Source organism: Kribbella sp. HUAS MG21, assembly GCF_040254265.1.
Classification (GTDB): domain Bacteria; phylum Actinomycetota; class Actinomycetes; order Propionibacteriales; family Kribbellaceae; genus Kribbella.
Window position 1 is genome coordinate 3,553,266 of the sequence record NZ_CP158165.1, and the last position, 24,309, is coordinate 3,577,574.

The window sequence follows — 24,309 nt, forward strand, 5'->3', positions numbered from 1 at the left end:
CATCGTGCTCGACGTGAACTTCTTCGACGAGCTTCGGATCGGCCTGGCCACGGCGGACGAGATCCGCCAGTGGTCGCACGGTGAGGTCAAGAAGCCGGAGACGATCAACTACCGGACCCTCAAGCCCGAGCGTGACGGTCTGTTCTGCGAGAAGATCTTCGGTCCCACCCGGGACTGGGAGTGCTACTGCGGCAAGTACAAGCGCGTTCGCTTCAAGGGCATCATCTGCGAGCGGTGTGGCGTCGAGGTCACCCGTTCCAAGGTGCGCCGCGAGCGGATGGGCCACATCGAGCTGGCCGCGCCGGTCACCCACATCTGGTACTTCAAGGGTGTCCCGTCGCGGCTCGGCTACCTGCTCGACCTCGCCCCGAAGGACCTGGAGAAGGTCATCTACTTCGCGGCGTACATGATCACCGACGTCGACGAGGAGGCGCGGCACCGCGACCTGTCCTCGCTCGAGGGCCGCGTGGACGTGGAGCGCAAGCAGCTCGAGAACCGTCGTGACAACGACATCGAGCAGCGAATGAAGAAGCTCGAGGAGGACCTGGCGCAGCTCGAGGCCGAGGGCGCCAAGGCCGACGTCCGCCGCAAGATCAAGGAAGGCGCCGAGCGTGAGGTCAAGCAGCTGCGCGACCGCGCGCAGCGCGAGATCGACCGCCTCGACGAGGTCTGGACCCGGTTCAAGAACCTGAAGGTCCAGGACCTGGAGGGCGACGAGATCCTCTACCGCGCCATGAAGGAGCGGTTCGGCAAGTACTTCGAGGGCGCCATGGGTGCCGCCGCGATCCAGCGCCGGCTGGAGACCTTCGACCTGAAGGCCGAGGCGGACAACCTGCGCGAGACGATCAAGACCGGCAAGGGCCAGCGCAAGACCCGCGCCCTGAAGCGGCTCAAGGTCGTCACCGCGTTCCTGGCCACCAACAACAGCCCGATGGGCATGGTGCTGGACTGCGTCCCGGTGATCCCGCCGGACCTGCGCCCGATGGTGCAGCTCGACGGTGGCCGGTTCGCGACCTCGGACCTGAACGACCTGTACCGCCGGGTGATCAACCGGAACAACCGGCTCAAGCGACTGCTCGACCTGGGCGCGCCGGAGATCATCGTCAACAACGAGAAGCGGATGCTGCAGGAGGCCGTCGACGCGCTGTTCGACAACGGCCGCCGCGGCCGCCCGGTCACCGGCCCGGGCAACCGCCCGCTGAAGTCGCTGTCCGACATGCTCAAGGGCAAGCAGGGCCGCTTCCGGCAGAACCTGCTCGGTAAGCGCGTCGACTACTCCGGTCGTTCGGTGATCGTCGTCGGCCCGCAGCTCAAGCTGCACCAGTGCGGTCTGCCGAAGGCGATGGCGCTGGAGCTGTTCAAGCCGTTCGTGATGAAGCGGCTGGTCGACCTCAACCACGCGCAGAACATCAAGTCCGCGAAGCGGATGGTGGAGCGCCAGCGCGCCCAGGTCTGGGACGTGCTGGAAGAGGTCATCACCGAGCACCCGGTGCTGCTGAACCGTGCGCCTACGCTGCACCGGCTCGGCATCCAGGCGTTCGAGCCGCAGCTGATCGAGGGCAAGGCGATCCAGATCCACCCGCTCGTCTGCTCCGCGTTCAACGCGGACTTCGACGGCGACCAGATGGCGGTGCACCTGCCGCTGTCGGCCGAGGCGCAGGCCGAGGCCCGGATCCTGATGCTGTCGACGAACAACATCCTGAAGCCGGCCGACGGCCGTCCGGTCACGATGCCGACCCAGGACATGATCATCGGCATCTACTTCCTGACCATGCTGAAGGAAGGCGCCAAGGGCGAGGGCCGGGCGTTCAGCTCGGTCGCCGAGGCGACGATGGCCTTCGACCGCAACGAGCTGTCGCTGCAGGCGAAGATCAACGTCCGGCTGAGCGGTTCGGCCGCTCCGGCGGACGCGGTCGAGCTGCCGGACGGCGGCTTCGCGCTGGAGACCACCCTGGGCCGGGCGCTGTTCAACGAGGCGCTGCCGGCGGACTACCCGTTCGTCGACACCGAGGTGGGCAAGAAGCAGCTCGGCGGGATCGTCAACGACCTGGCCGAGCGGTACACCAAGGTCGAGGTGGCGCACGCGCTGGACGCGCTCAAGGACCTCGGGTACTACTGGTCCACCCGGTCCGGTGTCACGGTGTCGATCGACGACTTCAGCACGCCGCCGTCGAAGCCCGAGATCATGGCCCGGTACGAGTCCCAGGCCGAGAAGGTCCAGAAGCAGTTCGAGCGGGGTCTGATCACCTCGTCCGAGCGGCGCCAGGAGCTGATCGAGATCTGGACCGGCGCCAACGCCGAGGTCGGCAAGGCGATGGAGGAGAACTTCGCCAAGGACAACCCGATCTGGATGATGGTGCACTCCGGTGCCCGAGGCAACATGATGCAGATCCGGCAGATCTCCGGGATGCGTGGCCTGGTGGCCAACCCGAAGGGTGAGATCATCGCCCGGCCGATCAAGTCCAACTTCCGTGAGGGCCTGTCGGTGGTCGAGTACTTCATCGCCACCCACGGTGCCCGGAAGGGTCTGGCCGACACCGCGCTGCGGACCGCCGACTCGGGGTACCTGACCCGGCGTCTGGTGGACGTGTCGCAGGACGTCATCATCCGCGAGGAGGACTGCGGGACCGAGCGCGGCCTGCCGAAGAAGATCGGCGAGAAGGGCCCGGACGGCAAGGTCGTGCACGCCGAGAACGTGGAGACCAGCGCGTACGCGCGGACCCTGGCCACCGACGCGGTGGGCGCGGACGGCAACGTCGTGCTCGCCGGCGGTTCGGACCTGGGCGACGTGTCGATCGCGAAGCTGGTCGCGGCCGGGATCGAGGAGGTCAAGGTCCGGTCGGTGCTCACCTGTGACGCCAAGACCGGTACCTGCGCGAAGTGCTACGGCCGTTCGCTGGCCACCGGCAAGCCGGTCGACATCGGCGAGGCGGTCGGCATCATCGCGGCCCAGTCCATCGGTGAGCCGGGTACCCAGCTGACCATGCGGACCTTCCACACCGGTGGTGTCGCGGGTGATGACATCACCCACGGTCTGCCGCGTGTGGTCGAGCTCTTCGAGGCCCGCCAGCCCAAGGGCAAGGCGCCGATCTCGGAGGCCTCCGGCCGGATCTCGATCGAGGACACCGACAAGACCCGGAAGCTGGTGCTGACGCCGGACGACGGGTCCGAGGAGGTCGCCTACCCGGTCTCCAAGCGGGTGCGCCTGCTGATCGAGGAGGGCCAGCACGTCGAGGTCGGCCAGCAGCTGACGCAGGGTACGCCGGACCCGCAGGAGGTCCTGCGGATCCTGGGTGTCCGCAAGGCGCAGGAGCACCTGGTGGACGAGGTCCAGGAGGTGTACCGGTCGCAGGGTGTGGCCATCCACGACAAGCACATCGAGATCATCGTCCGGCAGATGCTGCGCCGGGTCACGGTGATCGAGTCGGGCGACGCCCAGCTGCTGCCGGGCGAGCTCGCGGACCGGGTCACCTTCGAGGCGGAGAACCGCCGCGTGGTGGCCGAGGGCGGTACGCCGGCCTCCGGGCGTCCGGTGCTGATGGGTATCACCAAGGCCTCGCTGGCGACCGAGTCGTGGCTGTCGGCCGCCTCCTTCCAGGAGACGACCCGGGTACTCACCGAGGCCGCGATCCACGGCAAGTCCGACTCGCTGGTCGGTCTGAAGGAGAACGTCATCATCGGCAAGCTGATCCCGGCCGGTACGGGCATGGACCGGTACCGCAACATCCGGGTGGAGCCCACCGAGGAGGCGAAGGCCGCGATGTACTCGATGGTCGGCTACGAGTCGTACGACTACGACTTCGGCCCGTCCAGCGGCCAGTCGGTCCCGCTCGACGACTTCGACCTCGGTTCCTACCAGAACTGAGCCGAGCCACCCCGCCGAGGGCGGCACTTCCCACCCGGGAAGTGCCGCCCTCGCGGCGTTTACGGGCCGGTACGGCGAAGACACTCGGGGTGGCGGCTGAAAGTGTGGGCGGGATGCGCCAAGATTGGTGCATGACGGATCTGCCGGCCTACTTGCGGCCTTTCGTCTTGGGGGTTCTGGAAGGTTCTGACGTACGTGTCGATCGCTTGGGGGAGATCGACCTGTACCGCCCGCCCGGTACCGCCCGAGGCGGCGCGATTCTGTTCGTGCACGGGGGACCCGGACCTGCCGATCTCGAAGTACTGCCTCGGGAGTGGCCGGTCTACAAGGGTTATGCGACTGCCGCGGCCAGGCGTGGCCTGGTGTCGGCAGTGGTCGACCACAGCCTGATTCACGGCCTCGACCGACTGGTCGTGGCCGCGGACGAGGTGGAGGCTGCGGTCGGCGTACTGCGTTCCGATCCACGCGTCGACCCCGATCGGGTCGGCCTGTGGTTCTTCTCGGGCGCCGGCCTGCTGGCCGGGGAGTGGCTGGACAGCCGCCCCGACTGGCTGCGCTTCGTCGCCCTGACGTACCCCCTGCTCGCCACCCCGCCCGGTGTCGACGATCTGGTAAACGCTGCCGAGGTGATCGGCAAACACAAGGACCTGCCGGTGCTGCTGACGAGAGCTGGACTCGAGCGTGAGGAGCTCGCCGGTCCGGTTGCGGAGTTCGTCTCCGCGGGTGGCGCCGCGCTGGACATCATCGACGTACCGAAAGGGCACCACGGGTTCGACATGCTCGACCACACCGACGAATCACGCGCCGCCGTGACCAAGGCTCTCGACTGGGCGATCGCTCACCTCGGCGAGGAGCCCGGCGACGACGGCAAGCTCCTCGTCCCACCTCCGGCCAAGAAGAAGACCACGACCCGCCGTACGCCGTCCGCTCCCAAGGCGTCGGTGGCGGTGAAGGAAGCCCCCGCGCCTGCCGCCCCCGCCAAGCCGCAGACGCCCAACGCGCAACCACTCACCCAGCCCACCCAGCCGCCGCTGACGGGGCCCGCGCCGGCACCGGCTCCCCTGCCCGAGCCTGTCGCGGTGCAGACCCCGTTGGCCGACCTGGGGGTGGCGACGGTCGCGGCCGTCACCGCGGACACCCCGGCCGCCCGCGTGGTCGCCCGGGAACACTCCGCGTACGCCGCCCACGACCTCGAGGCGTTCCTCGCGATGTACTCGCCGACCGCCCGGATCCAGCTCGCCGACGGCTCCGAGCTCAAGGGCCGCCGGTTCCTGCGGGAGTACTACCGCCCGCGCTTCGACGCCGGCCGCTGCAAGACCGAGGTCGTGCAGAAGCTGATGCTCGGCGAGTGGGTGGTGGAGCAGGTCGTCACGTACGACGACGGCGAGGCCACCCCGCAGCTCGCCCTGTACCGCGTCGTCGAGGGCTTGATCACGGACGTCGAGTTCCGTGCCTGACCTGATCGACCACCTGACCGAGTTCGAGCGCGCGGCCGCGGACTTCGCGGCCGCCCTCGAACGGGTCGACCCCGCCGCCGAGGTCCCGGCCTGCCCGGGCTGGACCGTCGCGGACCTCGCCCTGCACCTGGGGACGGGACAGCGCTGGGCGGCCTCGATCCTGCTCAGCGGGACGGCGCAGAAGGAGCCGGACGTCCTGCGGACGACGATCTCCTGGGCCGACTGGTATGCCGGTACGACCGCGGCGCTGCTGGCCGCGATCCGCGCCGTCGATCCGGACGAGCCGTGCTGGAATTTCGCGCCGGTGGATCAGCGGGCGGGATTCTGGACGCGACGTCGCCTTCATGAGACGGCTATCCACCTGGTGGACCTGCTGCAGGCCGGCGCGGCGGCGGGGGAGGAGCCCGGCACTGGTCTGGCCGTCGTACCTCCGGCGGTCGCGGCCGACGGAGTGGACGAGGTCTTCGAGGTGTTCCTGCCGCGGATGCTGGCCCGCGGATTCGCGCCGGCCGTCACCCGGCAGCTCGGCGTCCGGGCCACCGACACCGGGCACGAATGGACGCTGACGCCTGTGCCACAAGGGGATCGGCCACACGTCGAGCGCGGCAAGGCGGTCGGTGAAGCGGTCCTCTCGGGTACCGCGGCGGACCTCGACCTGTGCCTGTGGAAGCGCTTGCCGACGACCGCCCTCACGGTCGAGGGAGACCCCGCCGTCGCCAACGATTTCCTGGCCGGACGGGCCACTCCGTAGGCCTTGTACACTGGAGTGGCGGAATGCTCTCCACAGCGGTCGATTACTCATTTTGACCGTGCTTGGAGCACCCGCTAGTCTTAACGATCGTGCCCGGGGTCTTTCCTGGGCCGTCATGCGTGCCCCTCGTCCAACGGGTCGGGCCGCGTGGCACGGGACTCCTGCCGACAGTCTGGAAGATTACGGCTTCGGTCTGCTCGTGCGCACGCGACACACCCGACCGCGGGGGTCAGGTAAAGCTACAACCCAGCCGGACGACAGAAAGAGACCTACGCGGTGCCCACCATTCAGCAGCTGGTCCGCAAGGGCCGCCAGGACAAGGTGTCCAAGAACAAGACGCCGGCCCTGAAGGGATCCCCTCAGCGTCGTGGTGTGTGCACGCGCGTCTACACGACCACGCCGAAGAAGCCGAACTCGGCGCTTCGCAAGGTTGCGCGTGTCCGCCTGACCAGCGGCATCGAGGTCACCGCCTACATCCCCGGCGTCGGCCACAACCTGCAGGAGCACTCGATCGTGCTCGTCCGTGGCGGTCGTGTGAAGGACCTGCCGGGTGTCCGGTACAAGATCATCCGCGGTTCGCTCGACACCCAGGGTGTGAAGAACCGGAAGCAGGCCCGCAGCCTCTACGGCGCGAAGAAGGAGAAGAGCTAATGCCGCGCAAGGGCCCCGCCCCGAAGCGCCCGGTCATCATCGACCCGGTCTACAGTTCGCCGCTCGTCACCCAGTTGATCTCCAAGATCCTGGTCGACGGCAAGAAGCAGATCGCCCAGCGGATCGTCTACGACGCGCTCGAGGGCACCCGGACGAAGACCGGCACCGACCCGGTGATCACGCTCAAGCGTGCGCTGGACAACGTGAAGCCGAGCATCGAGGTGAAGAGCCGCCGCGTCGGTGGTGCCACCTACCAGGTGCCGATCGAGGTCAAGCCGGGCCGGTCGACGACGCTCGCGCTGCGCTGGCTGACGACGTACTCCCGCGCCCGTCGCGAGAAGACCATGTCCGAGCGGCTGATGAACGAGATCCTGGACGCGTCCAACGGTCTCGGTGCGTCGGTGAAGCGCCGCGAGGACACGCACAAGATGGCCGAAGCCAACAAGGCTTTCGCCCACTACCGCTGGTGATCCGGGGTCCGATCCGGACCCCAGCGCTCACCCCTTTGACGCAGTACAGAATCGAGAGGTAGACCACCGAGGTGGCCGTACAAATCACCACCGACCTGGCCAAGGTCCGCAACATCGGGATCATGGCCCACATCGACGCCGGCAAGACGACGACGACCGAGCGGATCCTCTTCTACACCGGTATCACCTACAAGATCGGTGAGGTCCACGAGGGCGCCGCCACCATGGACTGGATGGAGCAGGAGCAGGAGCGCGGCATCACGATCACGTCCGCCGCGACGACCTGCACCTGGAAAGACCACACCATCAACATCATCGACACCCCGGGCCACGTCGACTTCACCGTCGAGGTGGAGCGGTCGCTGCGCGTGCTCGACGGCGCGGTCGCGGTGTTCGACGGTGTCGCCGGTGTGGAGCCGCAGTCGGAGACCGTCTGGCGCCAGGCGGACCGGTACGGCGTGCCGCGGATCTGCTTCGTCAACAAGCTGGACCGGACCGGCGCGGAGTTCATGCGCTGCGTCGACATGATCAAGGACCGCCTGGGCGCGGTGCCGCTGGTCATGCAGCTGCCGATCGGGGCCGAGGCCGACTTCATCGGCGTCGTCGACCTGGTGGGCATGCGCGCGCTGACCTGGCGCGGCGAGACCAAGCTCGGTGAGGACTTCACGGTCGAGGAGATCCCGGCCAGCCACACGGAGCTCGCGGCCGAGTGGCGCGACAAGCTGATCGAGACCGTCGCCGAGGCCGACGACGAGATCATGGAGCTGTACCTGGAGGGCGAGGAGCCGACCCAGGAGCAGCTCGTGGCCGGCATCCGCCGGGCCACCCTGGCCAGCAAGCTCACCCCGGTGCTGACCGGTACGGCGTTCAAGAACAAGGGCGTCCAGCCGCTGCTGGACGCGGTCAACGCCTACCTGCCGAGCCCGATCGACGTCCCGGCCATCGAGGGCCACGACGTCAAGGACGCCGAGCAGGTCGTGCTCCGCAAGCCGTCCGACAGCGAGCCGTTCTCGGCGCTGGCGTTCAAGATCGCGGCGGACCCGCACCTGGGCAAGCTGACCTTCATCCGGGTCTACTCCGGCAAGCTCGAGGCGGGTTCGCAGGTGCTGAACCCGACCAAGGGCAAGAAGGAGCGGATCGGCAAGATCTACCGGATGCACGCGAACAAGCGTGAGGAGATCGCGTCGATCGGCGCCGGCCACATCGTCGCCGTGATGGGTCTGAAGGACACCACCACCGGTGAGACGCTGGCCGACCCGGCGAACCCGGTCGTGCTCGAGTCGATGCAGTTCCCGGCCCCGGTGATCTCGGTCGCCATCGAGCCGAAGTCGAAGGGCGACCAGGAGAAGCTGGGCGTCGCGATCCAGCGGCTCGCCGAGGAGGACCCGACCTTCCAGGTCCGGACCGACGAGGACACCGGCCAGACCATCATCGCCGGTATGGGCGAGCTGCACCTCGAGGTGCTGGTCGACCGGATGAAGCGCGAGTTCCGCGTCGAGGCGAACGTCGGCAAGCCGCAGGTCGCCTACCGCGAGACCATCACCAAGAAGGTCGAGAAGGTCGACTACACGCACAAGAAGCAGACCGGTGGTTCGGGTCAGTTCGGTCGCGTGATCATCGACATCGAGCCGACCTCGGTGGAGGCCGGCGGCGAGGGCGGCTACGAGTTCGTCAACGCCGTCACCGGTGGCCGCATCCCGCGGGAGTACATCCCGTCGGTGGACGAGGGCTGCCAGGAGGCGATGGAGTTCGGCGTGCTCGCCGGCTACCCGATGGTGGACGTCAAGGTCACGCTGCAGGACGGCGCGTACCACGACGTCGACTCCTCGGAGCTCGCGTTCAAGATCGCCGGCTCGATGGCCTTCAAGGAGGCCGCCCGCCGCGCGGGTCCGGTCATCCTGGAGCCGATGTTCGCCGTCGAGGTCACCACGCCCGAGGACTACATGGGCGACGTGATCGGCGACCTCAACTCCCGCCGTGGCCAGATCCAGCAGATGGACGAAGGCCCCGGTGGCAGCCGGGTCGTCAAGGCCCTGGTGCCGCTGTCGGAGATGTTCGGGTATGTCGGTGACCTGCGGTCGAAGACCCAGGGCCGCGCGTCCTACTCGATGCAGTTCGATTCCTACGCCGAGGTTCCGAAGAACGTGGCGGAAGAGATCATCAAGAAGGCCCGGGGCGAGTAACCTCTCGCTCCTGACCACCACACCCCAAGCGCGTCGGCGTACGGCGTAGTCAACATTTATCTAGGAGGGCCCCAGTGGCGAAGGCGAAGTTCGAGCGGACTAAGCCGCACGTCAACATCGGCACCATCGGTCACATCGACCACGGTAAGACGACGCTTACCGCGGCGATCACCAAGGTGCTGCACGACAAGTACCCGGACCTCAACGAGGCGTCGGCGTTCGATCAGATCGACAAGGCGCCGGAAGAGCGCCAGCGCGGTATCACCATCTCGATCGCGCACGTCGAGTACCAGACCGAGGCCCGGCACTACGCCCACGTCGACTGCCCGGGGCACGCGGACTACATCAAGAACATGATCACCGGTGCGGCCCAGATGGACGGTGCGATCCTGGTCGTCGCCGCCACCGACGGCCCGATGCCGCAGACGCGTGAGCACGTGCTGCTCGCCCGTCAGGTCGGCGTGCCGGCGATGGTCGTCGCCCTGAACAAGTGCGACATGGTCGACGACGAGGAGATCCTGGAGCTCGTCGAGCTCGAGGTCCGCGAGCTGCTCTCGGAGCAGGAGTTCGACGGCGACAACGCGCCGATCGTCCGCGTCGCGGCGCACCCGGCCCTGACCGGCGACGCCAAGTGGGGCGAGTCGATCCTCGAGCTGATGAACGCGGTCGACGAGTACATCCCGCAGCCGGAGCGCGAGATCGACAAGCCGTTCCTGATGCCGGTGGAGGACGTCTTCACCATCACCGGTCGCGGTACGGTCGTCACCGGCCGGATCGAGCGCGGTGTCATCAAGGTCAACGAGACCGTCGACATCGTCGGCATCCACGAGACCAAGCAGACCACCACGGTCACCGGTATCGAGATGTTCCGCAAGCTGCTCGACGAGGGCCAGGCCGGTGAGAACGTCGGTCTGCTGCTGCGTGGCACCAAGCGCGAAGAGGTCGAGCGCGGCATGGTCGTCATCAAGCCGGGCACCACGACGCCGCACACGAACTTCGAGGCGTCGGTCTACATCCTCTCCAAGGAGGAGGGCGGCCGTCACACGCCGTTCTTCCAGAACTACCGCCCGCAGTTCTACTTCCGCACCACCGACGTCACCGGTGTCGTCACGCTGCCCGAGGGCACCGAGATGGTCATGCCGGGCGACAACACCGACATGTCGGTCGAGCTGATCCAGCCGATCGCCATGGAGGAGGGTCTGAAGTTCGCGATCCGTGAAGGTGGCCGCACCGTCGGCGCCGGCCGGGTCACCAAGATCGTCAAGTGATCTCACGAGGTCCGCGAGGGCTCGCAGGATGAGCCCCCGCGGACCTCTGCTTTGCGCCCGATCCGGCGCTCAGGTGGTACCGGATCGGGCGTGAAGCCACCCGATTGGCGTTCCGGCGCCGATCTCTGGCACAATATTCAGGTTGCTCAGGCTAGGCCGCCGGGGTGCGCCCCAGATCTTCTTGATCTGGCTGGTGCGCCGGACCGGAGACCCTGCCGAGGTTCCGGTCCGAGACCGGGCCCCGATCTCCAACCCAAGGTCGAAGAAGCGGTGAGTCACGTGCGTGCCGCGTGCGCGACACACCCGACCGCGGGGGTCGGAGCAACGCAACGGAAGACGATAGAGAAGGACGAAGCGAAGCGATGGCGGGACAGAAGATCCGCATCCGGCTGAAGGCCTACGACCACGAGGTCATCGACAGCTCGGCACGCAAGATTGTCGACACGGTGACGCGTACTGGTGCGAAGGTTGCTGGCCCGGTGCCGTTGCCGACGGAAAAGAACGTGTTCTGCGTCATCCGCTCGCCGCACAAGTACAAGGACAGCCGCGAGCACTTCGAGATGCGCACCCACAAGCGGCTCATCGACATCATCGACCCCACGCCGAAGACCGTCGACTCGCTGATGCGTCTCGACCTGCCGGCCGGTGTCGACATCGAGATCAAGCTCTGAGGGACGCGGAAAGACCAATGAGCACTGTGAAGAACACGCGCGGTCTGCTGGGCACCAAGCTCGGCATGACCCAGACCTGGGACGAGAACAACCGAGTCGTCCCCGTCACCGTGATCCAGGCCGGCCCGTGCGTCGTCACCGGTGTCCGTACGTCGGACCGCGACGGCTACGACGGCGTCCAGATCGCCTTCGGCGACATCGACCCGCGCAAGGTGACCAAGCCCCTGCGCGGCCACTTCGACAAGGCCGGCGTGACGCCGCGGCGGCACCTGCTGGAGCTGCGCACCGCCGACGCCAGCGAGTACGCGCTGGGCCAGGAGCTGAAGGCCGAGACCTTCGAGGCCGGCGAGCGCGTCGACGTCTCCGCGACCAGCAAGGGCAAGGGTTTCGCCGGTGTCATGAAGCGCCACGGCTTCGGTGGTCTGCGGGCCACCCACGGTGTGCACAAGAAGCACCGTTCGCCGGGCTCCATCGGCGGCTGCGCCACCCCGGGCCGGGTCTTCAAGGGCCTCCGGATGGCCGGCCGGATGGGTGCCGAGAACGTGACCACCCAGAACATCTCCGTGCACGCGGTGGACACCGAGCGCGGGCTGATCCTGCTGAAGGGTGCGGTCCCCGGCCCCAAGGGCGGCCTCGTGCTGATCCGCAACGCCGCGAAGGGAGCTGCGAAGTGAGCACCGTCGACGTCGTCGTCGTGAAGGGCGACAAGGTCAGCAAGAAGGGTTCCGCCGAGCTTCCGGCCGAGCTGTTCGACGTCCAGGTCAACGTTCCGCTGATCCACCAGGTCGTGGTGGCCCAGCTGGCCGCGGCCCGCCAGGGCACGCACAAGACGAAGACCCGGGGCGAGGTGTCCGGCGGTGGCGCCAAGCCGTACCGCCAGAAGGGCACCGGTCGCGCCCGCCAGGGTTCGACCCGCGCGCCGCAGTTCACCGGTGGTGGCGTCGTGCACGGCCCGACCCCGCGCGACTACAGCCAGCGGACCCCGAAGAAGATGATCGCCGCCGCGCTCCGCGGTGCGCTGTCCGACCGGGCCCGCGACGGCCAGGTGTTCGTGGTCGAGAGCTTCGTGGACGGCGACAAGCCCTCCACCAAGTCGGCTCTCAAGGTGCTCGGCGAGGTGACCGAGCCGGGCAAGGCGCTGGTTGTCGTCGAGCGCGACGACGAGCTCACCTGGCTGAGCCTGCGCAACGTGCAGCACGTGCACCTGATCGCCGCCGACCAGCTGAACGCGTACGACGTTCTGGTCAGCGACGCGGTCGTGTTCACCAAGGGAGCCCTGGACACGTTCGTGGCCGGTGCCCCCAAGGGCAAGTCCGTCAAGGCCGTCGCGACGTCGACCGAGGCCGAGGAGGTAGAGGCATGAGCCACGGAGTCAACAAGGACCCCCGGGACGTGCTGCTCCGGCCGGTCGTGAGCGAGAAGAGCTACGGCCTGCTGGACGAGCAGAAGTACACGTTCGAGGTCGACCCGCGGGCCAACAAGACCGAGATCAAGCTCGCGGTCGAGAAGGTCTTCAAGGTCAAGGTCAGCGACGTCAACACCATCAACCGCAAGGGCAAGCGCCGCCGGACCCGGACCGGCTGGGGCAAGCGCCCGGACACCAAGCGGGCGATCGTGACCCTCAAGGGTGACGACCGCATCGACATCTTCGGAGGCCAGTCGTAATGGGAATCCGCAAGTACAAGCCGACGACGCCGGGCCGCCGTGGCTCGAGCGTGGCCGACTTCGTCGAGCTCACCCGTTCGACCCCGGAGAAGTCGCTGCTGCGTCCGCTGCCGAAGAAGGGTGGCCGGAACAACTCCGGCAAGATCACCACCCGGCACCACGGCGGCGGTCACAAGCGGGCGTACCGGCTGATCGACTTCAAGCGCTACGACAAGGACGGCGTGCCGGCCAAGGTCGCGCACATCGAGTACGATCCGAACCGGACCGCCCGGATCGCGCTGCTGCACTACGTGGACGGCGAGAAGCGCTACATCCTCGCCCCGTCCAACCTGCGCCAGGGCACGATCGTCGAGAACGGCCCGGCCGCGGACATCAAGGTCGGCAACAACCTGCCGCTGCGCAACATCCCGGTCGGCTCCACGGTGCACGCCGTCGAGCTGCGCCCGGGCGGTGGCGCGAAGATGGGCCGCTCGGCCGGTGCCAGCATCCAGCTGGTCGCGAAGGAAGGCCGGATGGCCACCCTGCGGATGCCGTCCGGCGAGGTCCGGATGGTCGACGTGCGCTGCCGCGCCACCCTCGGTGAGGTCGGCAACGGCGAGCAGTCGAACATCAACTGGGGCAAGGCGGGCCGGATGCGCTGGAAGGGCAAGCGCCCGACCGTCCGCGGTGTCGCGATGAACCCGGTCGACCACCCGCACGGTGGTGGTGAGGGTAAGACCTCGGGTGGTCGCCACCCGGTGTCCCCGTGGGGCCAGCCGGAAGGCCGGACCCGCACCCGCAAGGAAAGCGACCGCATGATCGTCCGGCGTCGCAAGGCCGGCAAGAAGCGCTGATAGGGAGCCGGCCAGATGCCACGCAGTCTCAAGAAGGGCCCGTTCGTCGACCACCACCTGATGAAGAAGGTGGAGGTGCAGAACGAGAAGGGCACCAAGAACGTCATCAAGACCTGGTCCCGCCGATCGATGATCGTGCCGGACATGATCGGCCACACGCTGGCGGTGCACGACGGCCGCAAGCACGTGCCGGTGTTCGTGACGGACGCGATGGTCGGGCACAAGCTCGGCGAGTTCGCACCGACCCGGACGTTCAAGGGTCACGAGAAGGACGACCGGAAGTCACGGCGTCGCTGATCCCCCGGGACAGTGACGAAGCGAAAGCAACCTACGGAGAGATTCGAACATCATGAGCGTTCAAGAGCGTAGGGCGATCAGCGCCCGTCGCGAGAGCCTGCTGGGCGAGCAGCCCGGGGCCTTCGCGGTCGCGCGCTTCGTCCGCGTGACGCCGATGAAGGCGCGCCGCGTGGGTGACCTGGTGCGCGGTCTGGGCGTCGACGACGCACTCGCCACTCTGAAGTTCGCCCCGCAGGCCGCTGCCGCGACCGTGTACAAGGTCGTCGACAGCGCCGCGGCGAACGCCGAGGGCACCGAACACCTGAACCGGGCCGACCTGGTCGTGACCAAGGTCCTGGTGGACGAGGGACCGACGCTGAAGCGTCACCGCCCGCGTGCCCAGGGCCGGGCCACCCGGATCGACAAGCGGACCAGCCACATCACCGTGGTGGTCACCCCGCGCGTCGAGGACGAGCCGGTCGAGAAGGCGCCGGCCAAGAAGGCGGCCGCCAAGAAGACCGCGGACACCGCGGACACGGCGAAGAAGGCCCCGGCGAAGAAGGCCGCCAAGAAGGCTGCCGACAAGCCGGCCGAGGCCGCCGAGAAGCCGGCCAAGAAGGCGACCGCGAAGAAGGCCGCCAAGAAGGCCACCGCTGAGAAGAAGGAGTCCTGACGTGGGACAGAAGGTAAACCCGCACGGGTTCCGTCTCGGCATCAGCACCGACCACAAGAGCCGTTGGTACGCCGACAAGCTGTACAAGGACTACGTGGGCGAGGACGTCAAGATCCGCCGCCTGCTGAGCAAGGGCATGGAGCGCGCCGGCATCTCCCGCGTGGAGATCGAGCGCACCCGTGACCGGGTCCGGGTCGACATCCACACCGCTCGTCCGGGCATTGTCATCGGCCGCCGCGGCGCCGAGGCGGACCGGATCCGGGGCAGCCTGGAGGAGCTCACCGGCAAGCAGGTGCAGCTGAACATCCTCGAGGTGAAGAACTCCGAGGTCGACGCCCAGCTGGTCGCGCAGGGCGTGGCCGAGCAGCTGTCCGGCCGCGTGGCGTTCCGCCGCGCGATGCGCAAGGCGATGCAGACCACCATGCGTGGCGGCGCCCTGGGCATCCGGATCCAGTGCTCCGGCCGGCTCGGCGGCGCGGAGATGTCGCGGTCGGAGTTCTACCGCGAGGGCCGCGTCCCGCTGCACACGCTGCGGGCCGACATCGACTACGGCTTCTACGAGGCCCGCACGACCTTCGGCCGGATCGGCGTGAAGGTCTGGATCTACAAGGGTGACGTGGCCGGCTCCCGGGCCGAGCGCGAGGCGCAGGCCGCGGCCCGTGCCGCCACCCAGCAGCGCCGCCCGGCCCGCCGGGACGACCGCGGCGACCGTGGTGGCCGTGGCGGCGACCGCGGTGGCCGGCGCGACGACCGCCGGGACAACCGGCGCGACAACGCTGCGCAGTCCGCTGAGGCGAGCGCCCCGGCGGCCGACAAGCCCGCCGAGACGACCGGAACGGAGAGCTGAACCATGCTCATCCCCCGCAAGGTCAAGCACCGCAAGCAGCACCACCCCAAGCGCACCGGCGCTGCCAAGGGCGGTACGACGCTGGCCTTCGGTGACTTCGGCATCCAGGCGCTGGAGAGCCACTACGTCACCAACCGGCAGATCGAGTCGGCGCGTATCGCGATGACCCGGCACATCAAGCGTGGCGGAAAGGTCTGGATCAACATCTACCCGGACCGCCCGCTGACCAAGAAGCCGGCCGAGACCCGGATGGGTTCCGGTAAGGGTTCGCCGGAGTGGTGGATCGCCAACGTGAAGGCCGGCCGTGTGATGTTCGAGCTGTCCGGTGTTCCGGAGGAGATCGCTCGCGAGGCGATGCGCCGCGCGATCCACAAGTTGCCGATGAAGTGCCGCTTCATCACCCGAGAGGCAGGTGAGAACTGATGGCTACCCTGACCGCCGCCGAGCTGCGGAACCTGGGCCGGGACGAGCTGCTGAAGAAGCTCGGTGAAGCCAAGGAGGAGCTGTTCAACCTCCGGTTCCAGGCTGCCACGGGCCAGCTGGAGTCCCACGGCCGGCTGCGCGCCGTCCGCAAGGACATCGCCCGCATCTACACGGTGCTGTCGGAGCGTGCGCTCGGCATCACCGAGGAGGTCGACGCCCCGGCCGAGGCCGAGGCCCCGGCCGCCGCGGACGACAGCGAGAAGGCCGAGGCGAACGCATGACCGAGAACGTGAAGGACGAGACCGTGAGCACGACCACCGAGGCGCGAGGCCGCCGGAAGACCCGTGAGGGCCTGGTGCTGAGCGACAAGATGGACAAGACCGTCGTGGTTGAGGTCGAGGACCGGGTGAAGCACCACCTGTACGGCAAGGTCATCCGGCGCACCAGCAAGCTCAAGGCGCACGACGAGCAGAACGCCGCCGGGATCGGCGACCGCGTCCTCCTGATGGAGACCCGGCCGCTGTCGGCGACCAAGCGCTGGCGCGTCGTCGAGATCCTCGAGAAGGCCAAGTAGTTCCCGGCCCTGTCGCCCGACGGCACAGGATCGGCAACCAACCGAAATTTATTCGTTCCGCAAGGCTCGGCACGGCTGAGAACCAGCGAGACAACCAGGAGATCAACAGATGATCCAGCAGGAGTCGCGACTGAAGGTCGCCGACAACACGGGCGCGAAGGAGATCCTTTGCATCCGCGTTCTCGGTGGCTCCGGTCGGCGCTACGCCGGTGTCGGGGACACGATCGTCGCCACCGTCAAGGACGCGATCCCCGGCGGTGGTGTGAAGAAGGGTGACGTCGTCAAGGCGGTCGTCGTGCGGACCGTGAAGGAGCGCCGGCGTCCGGACGGCTCCTACATCCGCTTCGACGAGAACGCCGCGGTGATCCTCAAGGCCGACGGCGAGCCGCGCGGCACCCGTATCTTCGGGCCGGTCGGCCGGGAGCTGCGTGAGAAGCGCTTCATGAAGATCATCTCGCTCGCGCCGGAGGTGCTCTGAGATGGCTCAGCAGAAGAAGCTGCACGTGAAGAAGGGTGACCAGGTCCGCGTGATCTCGGGTCGCTCGAAGGGCCTCGAGGGCAAGATCATCCAGGTCTTCCCGAACGACGAGAAGGTCATCGTCGAGGGCGTCAACCGGGTGAAGAAGCACACCAAGGTGCAGCAGGCCCAGCGCGGCGGCACCACCGGCGGCATCGTCACCCAGGAAGCCCCGATCCACGTCTCGAACGTGGCGCTTCTGGTCGAGGTCGAGAAGGACGGCAAGAAGCAGAAGGTGACCACCCGCGTCGGCTACAACCGCGTCGAGGTGCAGAAGCGCCGGCCCGACGGTTCGACGTACACCGGTTACCGGAGCGTCCGGGTCGCACGGCGTACCGGCGAGGAGATCTGATGACCACCGCAGTAACCGAGAACAAGGTCCAGCCGCGGCTGAAGACGAAGTACCGCGAGGAGATCGTCGGCAAGCTGCAGGAGCAGTTCCAGTTCGAGAACGTCATGCAGGTGCCCGGGCTCACCAAGATCGTGGTGAACATGGGCGTCGGCGAGGCGGCCCGCGACTCGAAGCTGATCGAGGGCGCCGTCAAGGACCTGGCCGCGATCACCGGCCAGAAGCCGCAGGTCACCAAGGCCCGCAAGTCGATCGCGCAGTTCAAGCTGCGCGAGGGGATGCCGATCGGCGCCCACGTGACGCTGCGCGGCGACCGGATGTGGGAGTTCCTGGACCGGCTGCTGGCGCTCGCGCTGCCCCGGATCCGCGACTTCCGCGGCCTGTCCGCCAAGCAGTTCGACGGCACCGGGAACTACACCTTCGGTCTGACCGAGCAGGTGATGTTCCACGAGATCAACCAGGACCGGATCGACCGCGTCCGGGGCATGGACATCACCGTGGTGACCACCGCGAAGAACGACGACGAGGGTCGGGCCCTGCTGCGGGCGCTCGGCTTCCCGTTCAAGGAGAACTGACGTGGCGAAGACAGCACTCAAGGTCAAGCAGGCCCGGAAGCCGAAGTTCGCGGTGCGCGGCTACACCCGTTGCCAGCGCTGCGGCCGGCCGAAGGCGGTCTTCCGCAAGTTCGGCCTCTGCCGGATCTGCCTGCGGGAGATGGCGCACCGGGGCGAGCTGCCCGGTGTGACCAAGTCCAGCTGGTGACCGTCTCCACCCCCGAACTTCTCCCCATTCACCATCTAGTCACCGTAGGTCGCCGAACGGCGAAACCACGGCGGGAAAGAGGCCCCAGGCCATGACGATGACCGACCCGATCGCAGACATGTTGACGCGTCTGCGGAACGCCAACCAGGCGTACCACGAGTCGACCTCGATGCCGTACAGCAAGATCAAGCAGGGCATCGCCGACATCCTCCAGCAGGAGGGCTACATCGCCTCCTACAAGGTCGAGGACCCCAAGGAGGGGGCCGTCGGCAAGACCCTGATCGTCGACCTCAAGTTCGGCCCGAGCCGGGAGCGCTCCATCGCGGGCGTCCGCCGGATCTCGAAGCCGGGCCTGCGGGTCTACGCGAAGTCGACCAACCTGCCCAAGGTCCTCGGTGGCCTGGGCGTCGCGATCATCTCGACGTCCCAGGGACTGCTGACCGACAAGCAGGCCAAGAACAAGGGCGTCGGCGGGGAAGTCCTCGCCTACGTCTGGTGACGAAGAACCGGAAGGAGGACCACAGAAATGTCTCGCATCGGTAAGCTCCCGGTCTCGGTCCCGTCCGGCGTCGACGTCACGATCGACGGCCAGACGGTCACCGTGAAGGGTCCGAAGGGTCAGCTCTCGCACGTGGTGGCCGAGCCCATCGCGGTGGCCCGCGACGAGGACGGCGCGATCGCCGTCACCCGTCCGGACGACCAGCGCAAGAGCAAGGAACTGCACGGCCTGTCCCGCACCCTGATCGCCAACCTGGTCACCGGGGTCACGGACGGCTACGAGAAGAAGCTCGAGATCGTCGGCGTCGGTTACCGCGTCATCTCCAAGGGCCCGGCCCAGCTGGAGTTCTCGCTCGGTTACAGCCACACGATCACGGTGGACGCGCCCGACGGCATCACGTTCAACGTCGAGACGCCGACCAAGTTCTCGGTGCTCGGCATCGACAAGCAGTCGGTCGGCGAGGTCGCCGCGAACATCCGCAAGCTGCGCAAGCCCGAGCCGTACAAGGGCAAGGGCGTGCGGTACGCCGGCGAGCAGGTGCGCCGCAAGGTCGGAAAGGCTGGTAAGTAACCATGGCGATCGGACTGCGTCCGCACAAGCACTCCGCCAAGAAGACGGCCTCCCGGCTGCGTCGCCAGATCCGGGTCCGGAAGAAGATCAACGGCACGGCCGACCGGCCGCGGCTGGTGGTCACCAAGTCGTCGAAGCACCTGTTCGTCCAGGTCATCGACGACGTGGCCGGCAAGACGCTGGTCTCCGCCTCCACCATGGAGGCCGACCTGCGCGGCGCGGAGGCGAACAAGACCGACAAGGCCAAGACCGTCGGCGGCCTGATCGCCGACCGGGCCAAGGCCGCCGGCATCGACTCGGTCGTCTTCGACCGGGCCGGGAACAAGTACCACGGCCGTATCGCGGCCCTGGCCGACGCCGCCCGCGAGGGCGGGCTCGGCTTCTGACAGGCGATCAAGGGAAGAAGGTAGTTCGAACATGAGCGGAGGCCAGCAGCGTCGCGGAGGCGGCGCCGGTGGTGAGCGCCGTGGTCGCGACGGGGGTCGCGGTCAGCAGGCGGACAAGACCGCCTACATCGAGCGCGTGGTAGCCATCAACCGGGTCGCCAAGGTCGTGAAGGGTGGTCGTCGCTTCAGCTTCACCGCCCTCGTGGTCGTCGGCGACGGTGAAGGCACCGTCGGTGTGGGTTACGGCAAGGCCAAGGAGGTGCCCGCGGCGATCGCCAAGGGTGTCGAGGAGGCCAAGAAGGCGTTCTTCAAGGTGCCGCGCATCCAGGGCACCATCCCGCACCCGGTCCAGGGCGAGAAGGCCGCCGGCGTGGTGCTGCTGCGCCCGGCCGCGCCCGGTACCGGTGTGATCGCGGGCGGCTCGGCGCGCGCCGTACTGGAGTGCGCCGGGATCCACGACGTGCTGAGCAAGTCGCTGGGTTCGGCGAACGCGATCAACGTGGTGCACGCCACGGTCGAGGCGCTGCGGAACCTGGAGACCCCGGAGGCCGTGGCCGCGCGCCGTGGCCTGCCGGTCGAGGACGTCGCCCCGGCAGCGCTGCTGAAGGCGCGGGCGGAGGTGGCTTCCTGATGGCCCGCCTGAAGGTGACCCAGGTCCGTTCCGGTATCGGTGGCAAGCAGAACCAGCGGGACACGCTGCGCACCCTGGGCGTCAAGCGGATCGGCGACAGCGCCGTCCACGAGGACAAGCCCGAGGTCCGCGGCATGGTCCGTGCGGTTCGCCACCTCATCACCGTCGAGGAGGTCGACTGACATGGCGCTCAAGGTTCACCACCTGCGTCCGGCGCCCGGTGCCAAGACCGCCAAGACCCGCGTGGGTCGTGGTGAGGGCAGCAAGGGCAAGACCGCCGGCCGCGGTACCAAGGGCAGCAAGGCGCGTAACAACATCCCCGAGTACTTCGAGGGTGGCCAGATGCCGCTGCACATGCGGCTCCCGAAGCTGAAGGGCTTCAAGAGCAGGAACCGGGTGGAGTTCCAGGTCGTTAACCTGGACAAGCTCGGACAACTGTTCCCCGAAGGTGGCGAGGTCGGCGTGGCCGACCTGGTCGCCAAGGGCGCGGTCCGTCGCGGTCAGCCGGTGAAGGTGCTGGGTGACGGCGAGCTGACCGTGGCACTGCAGGTCTCGGCGCACAAGTTCTCCAAGTCCGCCACGGACAAGATCCAGGCGGCCGGGGGGACCACGACCGAGGTGTGACACGAGGTCCAGGGCTCGTAACGGCCGGTGCTTGATATCCTGCGCCGGTCGGACGGGCCCTGGTTCGTCTCTTGCCCAGCGGCTTAGCTAGGCCCCTGCCGTGCCCGCGGCAAGGGAAACTTGTGGGAGGACAGGGTGTTAGGCGCCTTCGCCAACGCGTTCAAGACTCCGGACCTGCGCCGGAAGATCTTGTTCGTGCTCTTCATCGTCGTGATCTTCCGGATCGGCTCCGTGGTGCCGGCCCCCGGGGTGAACGTCCAGTCCCTGGACACGTGTATCAAGATCACCCAGGGTGGCCAGAACGCCAACCTCTACAACCTGATCAACCTGTTCTCCGGTGGGGCACTGCTGCAGCTCGCGATCTTCGCGCTCGGCATCATGCCGTACATCACCGCCAGCATCATCCTGCAGCTGCTCACCGTGGTGATCCCGCGGCTGGAGTCGCTGAAGAAGGAAGGTCAGGCGGGACAGGCGAAGATCACGCAGTACACCCGGTTCCTGACCGTCGGCCTGGCGATCCTGCAGTCGACCGCGTTCGTGGCGCTCGCCCGGACCCCGGGCCGGCTGTTCCAGGGCTGCAACGAGCCGCTGCTGTACAAGGACGACTGGTTCACCGTCACCGTGATGGTGCTGACCATGACCGCCGGTACCGGTGTGGTCATGTGGCTCGGTGAGCTGATCACCGACCGCGGCGTCGGCAACGGCATGTCGATCCTGATCTTCACCCAGATCGTCGCGACCTTCCCGACCCAGCTGTGGAGCATCCGCAAGCAGAAGGGTCTGACCACGTTCATCGTGGTGATCGCGATCGGCCTGGTCATCATGGCCGCGGTCATCTTCATCGAGCAGGCGCAGCGCCGGATCCCGGTGCAGTACGCGAAGCGCATGGTCGGCCGGAAGATGTTCGGCGGCACCTCGACGTACATCCCGCTGAAGGTCAACCAGGCCGGAGTGATCCCGGTGATCTTCGCGTCCAGCCTGATGTATCTCCCCGTCCTGGTCAGTCAGTTCCAGCAAGGCAAGAGCTGGTCCAACTGGATCCAGGCGCACCTGGTCAAGGGCGACCACCCGATCTACATGGTGACGTACGTCGCCCTGATCATCTTCTTCACGTACTTCTACGTCTCGATCACCTTCAACCCGAAGGAGGTCGCGGACAACATGAAGAAGTACGGCGGCTTCATCCCGGGCATCCGGGCGGGGCGGCCGACCGAGGAATACCTGAAGTACGTGTTGGACCGCATCACGCTGCCGGGCGCGATCTACCTCGCGGTGATCTCGATGATCCCGCTGATCGCTCTCGTCCTGCTGAACGCGAACCAGAACTTCCCGTTCGGTGGTACGTCGATCCTGATCATGGTCGGTGTCGGACTCGACACGGTGAAGCAGATCGAGAGTCAGCTGCAGCAGCGTAACTACGAAGGGTTCTTGCGCTGATGAGAATGTTGCTGATGGGTCCGCCCGGGGCGGGCAAGGGCACGCAGGCAAAGGTGCTTGCGGAACGCCTGAATATCCCGGCCGTGTCCACCGGTGACATCTTCCGCGCGAACGTCAAGGACGAGACGCCGCTCGGGCTCGAGGCCAAGCGCTACATGGACGCCGGCGACTACGTCCCGGACGAGGTCACGAACGCGATGGTGCGGGACCGCCTGTCCGAGGCGGACGCCGGCGACGGCTTCCTGCTCGACGGGTACCCGCGGACCCTGGCCCAGGTCGGCACGCTGGACGAGATCCTCGCCGACCACGGCCACAAGCTGGACGCGGTGGTGGCGCTGGTCGCCGACACCGATGTACTGGTCGGCCGGATGCTCAAGCGGGCGCAGTCCGAGGGCCGCTCGGACGACTCCGAGGAGGTCATCCGGCACCGGCAGGACGTGTACGTCGCCGAGACCAAGCCGCTGCTGCGGGTCTACGCGCAGCGCGGCCTGCTGGTCGAGGTGGACGGCGTCGGCGAGATCGACGAGGTCAGCGAGCGGGTGCTGGCCGCACTGAAGACCGTCACCGGTCAGTGATGTACCGTGATGTTTAGGGACCGCGGGATCGAGATCAAGACCCGCGAGCAGATTCTGGCGATGCGCAAGGCCGGCCTGGTGGTCGGCCGCACGCTGGAGCTGCTCCGCGGTGCGGTCCGGGCCGGGATCACCACCGGCGAGCTGGACGCGATCGCCGAGGACCACATCCGGTCCTCGGGCGCGACGCCGTCGTTCAAGGGGTACCACGGGTTCACCGGCTCGATCTGCGCGTCGGTGAACGACGAGATCGTGCACGGCATCCCGGGCGAGCGGGTGCTCGCCGACGGCGACCTGATCTCGATCGACTGCGGCGCGATCGTCGACGGCTGGCACGGCGACGCCGCGATCACGGTCCCGGTCGGCGGCCCGGAGGCCGTCGACGACGAGCTGCTCGACCTGGCGCGGGTCTGCGAGGAGTCGATGTGGCGCGGGTTCGCCGCGGCGCGGCTCGGCGGCCGGCTGTCGGACATCTCGGCGGCGATCGAGGCGCACGTCCGCGCGCACTCGTCGTACGGGATCGTCGAGGACTTCGTCGGGCACGGGATCGGCTCGGCCATGCACCAGCCGCCGAACGTGCCGAACTTCGGCCGTCCCGGCCGCGGCCCGAAGCTGGTCGAGGGGATGGCACTGGCTGTCGAGCCGATGCTCACGCTCGGCAAGCAGGACAACCACACGCTCGAGGACGACTGGACGGTCGTCACCGACGACGGCCGCTCGGCCGCGCACACCGAGCACACGTTCACGCTCACTCCGCAAGGGCCGTGGGTGCTGACCGCGATCGACGGCGGCGAGGCGAAGCTCGCCGAGCTCGGCGTCAAGTTCGGCGCCCTGGCGGACTGACGGGGTCCACCCGTCGGGGGACGCGGAGAGACCGGGGGCTGAGGCACACTTGAGACATGCCTCAGTACCAGCCGCACCAGCGGTTCACCGAAGCCGACCGGGACAAGATCGCCGGGCGGCTGCGGGACGCGTTCGCGGACGGCCGGCTGGATCAACCCGAGTTCACGTCCCGCCTGGACCAGCTCTACGCCGTACAGACGTACGGCGAGCTCGAGCCGCTGGTGCGTGACCTGCCACCGCTGCGGACGTACCAGACGCCCCAGGTGGTCAAGGACACCAAGCCCGCGCCGGAGCCGGGCAGCTTCCCGGAGCGGAAGAAGGCCAACCAGCCGCAGCAGGGCCGCGGCGGTGCGCTCGGCGGGTTCACCGGTGTGGTGGCGATCAACGTCGCGATCTGGTTCGTGATCGGGCTCGGCAACGGCGGTCACTGGCCGCACTTCTGGCCGGTGTGGCTCCTGATCCCGTGGGCGATCATCGCCCTCGGCAGCCTCGGAAAGCGCAGTTGACAGCGC

Annotated in this window: 31 protein-coding genes and 1 pseudogene; all 32 read left to right on the top strand. The window is 67.8% G+C overall.

Annotated features, from left to right (window positions below):
* Nucleotides 1–4 precede the first annotated feature (4 nt).
* A complete protein-coding gene (locus ABN611_RS17390) occupies nucleotides 5–3,865 on the top strand; it encodes a DNA-directed RNA polymerase subunit beta' (protein WP_350280924.1) in 3,861 nt (1,286 codons plus the stop codon).
* Between the two features lie 131 nt (nucleotides 3,866–3,996).
* On the top strand, nucleotides 3,997–5,322 hold the full coding sequence (locus ABN611_RS17395; RefSeq protein ID WP_350280925.1) for a nuclear transport factor 2 family protein: 1,326 nt from the start codon (nucleotides 3,997–3,999) through the stop codon (nucleotides 5,320–5,322).
* Nucleotides 5,315–6,073, top strand: a complete 759-nt coding sequence (locus ABN611_RS17400; protein WP_350280926.1) for a maleylpyruvate isomerase N-terminal domain-containing protein — start codon at nucleotides 5,315–5,317, stop codon at nucleotides 6,071–6,073. The genes ABN611_RS17395 and ABN611_RS17400 overlap by 8 nt, the downstream gene beginning before the upstream one ends.
* A gap of 276 nt (nucleotides 6,074–6,349) precedes the next feature.
* Nucleotides 6,350–6,724, top strand: a complete 375-nt coding sequence (gene rpsL, locus ABN611_RS17405) for a 30S ribosomal protein S12 (RefSeq protein WP_141854829.1) — start codon at nucleotides 6,350–6,352, stop codon at nucleotides 6,722–6,724.
* Complete coding sequence (rpsG, locus tag ABN611_RS17410) at nucleotides 6,724–7,194, top strand: 30S ribosomal protein S7 (protein WP_141854827.1); 471 nt, start codon at nucleotides 6,724–6,726, stop codon at nucleotides 7,192–7,194. The genes rpsL and rpsG overlap by 1 nt, the downstream gene beginning before the upstream one ends.
* Before the next feature lie 122 nt (nucleotides 7,195–7,316).
* The gene (gene fusA / locus ABN611_RS17415) at nucleotides 7,317–9,377 is read left to right on the top strand and encodes an elongation factor G (RefSeq protein ID WP_350281654.1); all 2,061 of its coding nucleotides are present in this window, start codon (nucleotides 7,317–7,319) and stop codon (nucleotides 9,375–9,377) included.
* A 74-nt stretch (nucleotides 9,378–9,451) separates the two neighbouring features.
* Entirely contained in the window at nucleotides 9,452–10,645 is a 1,194-nt protein-coding gene (gene tuf / locus ABN611_RS17420; RefSeq protein ID WP_350280927.1) for an elongation factor Tu, read from the top strand.
* A gap of 362 nt (nucleotides 10,646–11,007) precedes the next feature.
* Nucleotides 11,008–11,316: a 30S ribosomal protein S10 gene (gene rpsJ, locus ABN611_RS17425; RefSeq protein ID WP_012923688.1), complete on the top strand. Its 309-nt coding sequence runs from the start codon at nucleotides 11,008–11,010 to the stop codon at nucleotides 11,314–11,316.
* Nucleotides 11,317–11,333: 17 nt separating this feature from the next.
* On the top strand, nucleotides 11,334–11,990 hold the full coding sequence (gene rplC / locus ABN611_RS17430) for a 50S ribosomal protein L3 (protein ID WP_350280928.1): 657 nt from the start codon (nucleotides 11,334–11,336) through the stop codon (nucleotides 11,988–11,990).
* Nucleotides 11,987–12,679 (top strand): 50S ribosomal protein L4, encoded by a 693-nt coding sequence (gene rplD / locus ABN611_RS17435; RefSeq protein WP_350280929.1) that lies wholly within the window; start codon nucleotides 11,987–11,989, stop codon nucleotides 12,677–12,679. Before rplC ends, rplD begins: the two co-directional genes overlap by 4 nt.
* Complete coding sequence (gene rplW / locus ABN611_RS17440; RefSeq protein ID WP_350280930.1) at nucleotides 12,676–12,981, top strand: 50S ribosomal protein L23; 306 nt, start codon at nucleotides 12,676–12,678, stop codon at nucleotides 12,979–12,981. Before rplD ends, rplW begins: the two co-directional genes overlap by 4 nt.
* Nucleotides 12,981–13,814 (top strand): 50S ribosomal protein L2, encoded by an 834-nt coding sequence (rplB, locus tag ABN611_RS17445; protein ID WP_350280931.1) that lies wholly within the window; start codon nucleotides 12,981–12,983, stop codon nucleotides 13,812–13,814. Before rplW ends, rplB begins: the two co-directional genes overlap by 1 nt.
* 15 nt (nucleotides 13,815–13,829) lie before the next feature.
* Nucleotides 13,830–14,111, top strand: coding sequence for a 30S ribosomal protein S19 (gene rpsS / locus ABN611_RS17450; RefSeq protein ID WP_131361012.1), 282 nt, complete (start codon nucleotides 13,830–13,832; stop codon nucleotides 14,109–14,111).
* Between the two features lie 52 nt (nucleotides 14,112–14,163).
* Nucleotides 14,164–14,550: pseudogene (rplV, locus tag ABN611_RS17455) on the top strand (50S ribosomal protein L22); the annotation flags it as partial.
* 214 nt (nucleotides 14,551–14,764) lie between these two features.
* Nucleotides 14,765–15,610: a 30S ribosomal protein S3 gene (gene rpsC / locus ABN611_RS17460; RefSeq protein ID WP_350280932.1), complete on the top strand. Its 846-nt coding sequence runs from the start codon at nucleotides 14,765–14,767 to the stop codon at nucleotides 15,608–15,610.
* 3 nt (nucleotides 15,611–15,613) lie between these two features.
* Nucleotides 15,614–16,033: a 50S ribosomal protein L16 gene (rplP, locus tag ABN611_RS17465; protein WP_344191657.1), complete on the top strand. Its 420-nt coding sequence runs from the start codon at nucleotides 15,614–15,616 to the stop codon at nucleotides 16,031–16,033.
* Nucleotides 16,033–16,314, top strand: coding sequence for a 50S ribosomal protein L29 (rpmC, locus tag ABN611_RS17470; RefSeq protein ID WP_350280933.1), 282 nt, complete (start codon nucleotides 16,033–16,035; stop codon nucleotides 16,312–16,314). The genes rplP and rpmC overlap by 1 nt, the downstream gene beginning before the upstream one ends.
* On the top strand, nucleotides 16,311–16,607 hold the full coding sequence (gene rpsQ / locus ABN611_RS17475; protein WP_167205878.1) for a 30S ribosomal protein S17: 297 nt from the start codon (nucleotides 16,311–16,313) through the stop codon (nucleotides 16,605–16,607). The genes rpmC and rpsQ overlap by 4 nt, the downstream gene beginning before the upstream one ends.
* A 109-nt stretch (nucleotides 16,608–16,716) precedes the next feature.
* Complete coding sequence (rplN, locus tag ABN611_RS17480; protein ID WP_012923677.1) at nucleotides 16,717–17,085, top strand: 50S ribosomal protein L14; 369 nt, start codon at nucleotides 16,717–16,719, stop codon at nucleotides 17,083–17,085.
* A 1-nt stretch (nucleotide 17,086) separates the two neighbouring features.
* Nucleotides 17,087–17,476 carry a 50S ribosomal protein L24 gene (gene rplX, locus ABN611_RS17485; protein ID WP_350280934.1) on the top strand — a complete coding sequence of 130 codons (390 nt, stop codon included), beginning with the start codon at nucleotides 17,087–17,089 and terminating at the stop codon, nucleotides 17,474–17,476.
* Entirely contained in the window at nucleotides 17,476–18,048 is a 573-nt protein-coding gene (gene rplE / locus ABN611_RS17490) for a 50S ribosomal protein L5 (protein ID WP_350280935.1), read from the top strand. The genes rplX and rplE overlap by 1 nt, the downstream gene beginning before the upstream one ends.
* Nucleotide 18,049: 1 nt before the next feature.
* Nucleotides 18,050–18,235: a type Z 30S ribosomal protein S14 gene (locus ABN611_RS17495; protein ID WP_012923674.1), complete on the top strand. Its 186-nt coding sequence runs from the start codon at nucleotides 18,050–18,052 to the stop codon at nucleotides 18,233–18,235.
* A gap of 91 nt (nucleotides 18,236–18,326) precedes the next feature.
* Nucleotides 18,327–18,734, top strand: a complete 408-nt coding sequence (gene rpsH / locus ABN611_RS17500) for a 30S ribosomal protein S8 (RefSeq protein WP_350280936.1) — start codon at nucleotides 18,327–18,329, stop codon at nucleotides 18,732–18,734.
* A gap of 27 nt (nucleotides 18,735–18,761) precedes the next feature.
* Nucleotides 18,762–19,304, top strand: coding sequence for a 50S ribosomal protein L6 (gene rplF, locus ABN611_RS17505; protein ID WP_350280937.1), 543 nt, complete (start codon nucleotides 18,762–18,764; stop codon nucleotides 19,302–19,304).
* Nucleotides 19,305–19,306: 2 nt separating this feature from the next.
* Nucleotides 19,307–19,690: a 50S ribosomal protein L18 gene (rplR, locus tag ABN611_RS17510; protein WP_132318727.1), complete on the top strand. Its 384-nt coding sequence runs from the start codon at nucleotides 19,307–19,309 to the stop codon at nucleotides 19,688–19,690.
* A 31-nt stretch (nucleotides 19,691–19,721) separates the two neighbouring features.
* On the top strand, nucleotides 19,722–20,321 hold the full coding sequence (rpsE, locus tag ABN611_RS17515) for a 30S ribosomal protein S5 (RefSeq protein ID WP_350280938.1): 600 nt from the start codon (nucleotides 19,722–19,724) through the stop codon (nucleotides 20,319–20,321).
* Nucleotides 20,321–20,503 carry a 50S ribosomal protein L30 gene (gene rpmD, locus ABN611_RS17520; RefSeq protein WP_141854791.1) on the top strand — a complete coding sequence of 61 codons (183 nt, stop codon included), beginning with the start codon at nucleotides 20,321–20,323 and terminating at the stop codon, nucleotides 20,501–20,503. The genes rpsE and rpmD overlap by 1 nt, the downstream gene beginning before the upstream one ends.
* A 1-nt stretch (nucleotide 20,504) precedes the next feature.
* Nucleotides 20,505–20,945, top strand: coding sequence for a 50S ribosomal protein L15 (gene rplO, locus ABN611_RS17525; RefSeq protein ID WP_167205895.1), 441 nt, complete (start codon nucleotides 20,505–20,507; stop codon nucleotides 20,943–20,945).
* Nucleotides 20,946–21,080: 135 nt separating this feature from the next.
* Nucleotides 21,081–22,382, top strand: coding sequence for a preprotein translocase subunit SecY (gene secY / locus ABN611_RS17530; RefSeq protein WP_350280939.1), 1,302 nt, complete (start codon nucleotides 21,081–21,083; stop codon nucleotides 22,380–22,382).
* Nucleotides 22,382–22,957, top strand: a complete 576-nt coding sequence (locus ABN611_RS17535; protein ID WP_350280940.1) for an adenylate kinase — start codon at nucleotides 22,382–22,384, stop codon at nucleotides 22,955–22,957. Before secY ends, ABN611_RS17535 begins: the two co-directional genes overlap by 1 nt.
* Before the next feature lie 6 nt (nucleotides 22,958–22,963).
* Nucleotides 22,964–23,797 carry a type I methionyl aminopeptidase gene (gene map / locus ABN611_RS17540; RefSeq protein ID WP_350280941.1) on the top strand — a complete coding sequence of 278 codons (834 nt, stop codon included), beginning with the start codon at nucleotides 22,964–22,966 and terminating at the stop codon, nucleotides 23,795–23,797.
* A 56-nt stretch (nucleotides 23,798–23,853) separates the two neighbouring features.
* Nucleotides 23,854–24,303: a DUF1707 domain-containing protein gene (locus tag ABN611_RS17545; RefSeq protein ID WP_350280942.1), complete on the top strand. Its 450-nt coding sequence runs from the start codon at nucleotides 23,854–23,856 to the stop codon at nucleotides 24,301–24,303.
* Nucleotides 24,304–24,309 lie beyond the last annotated feature (6 nt).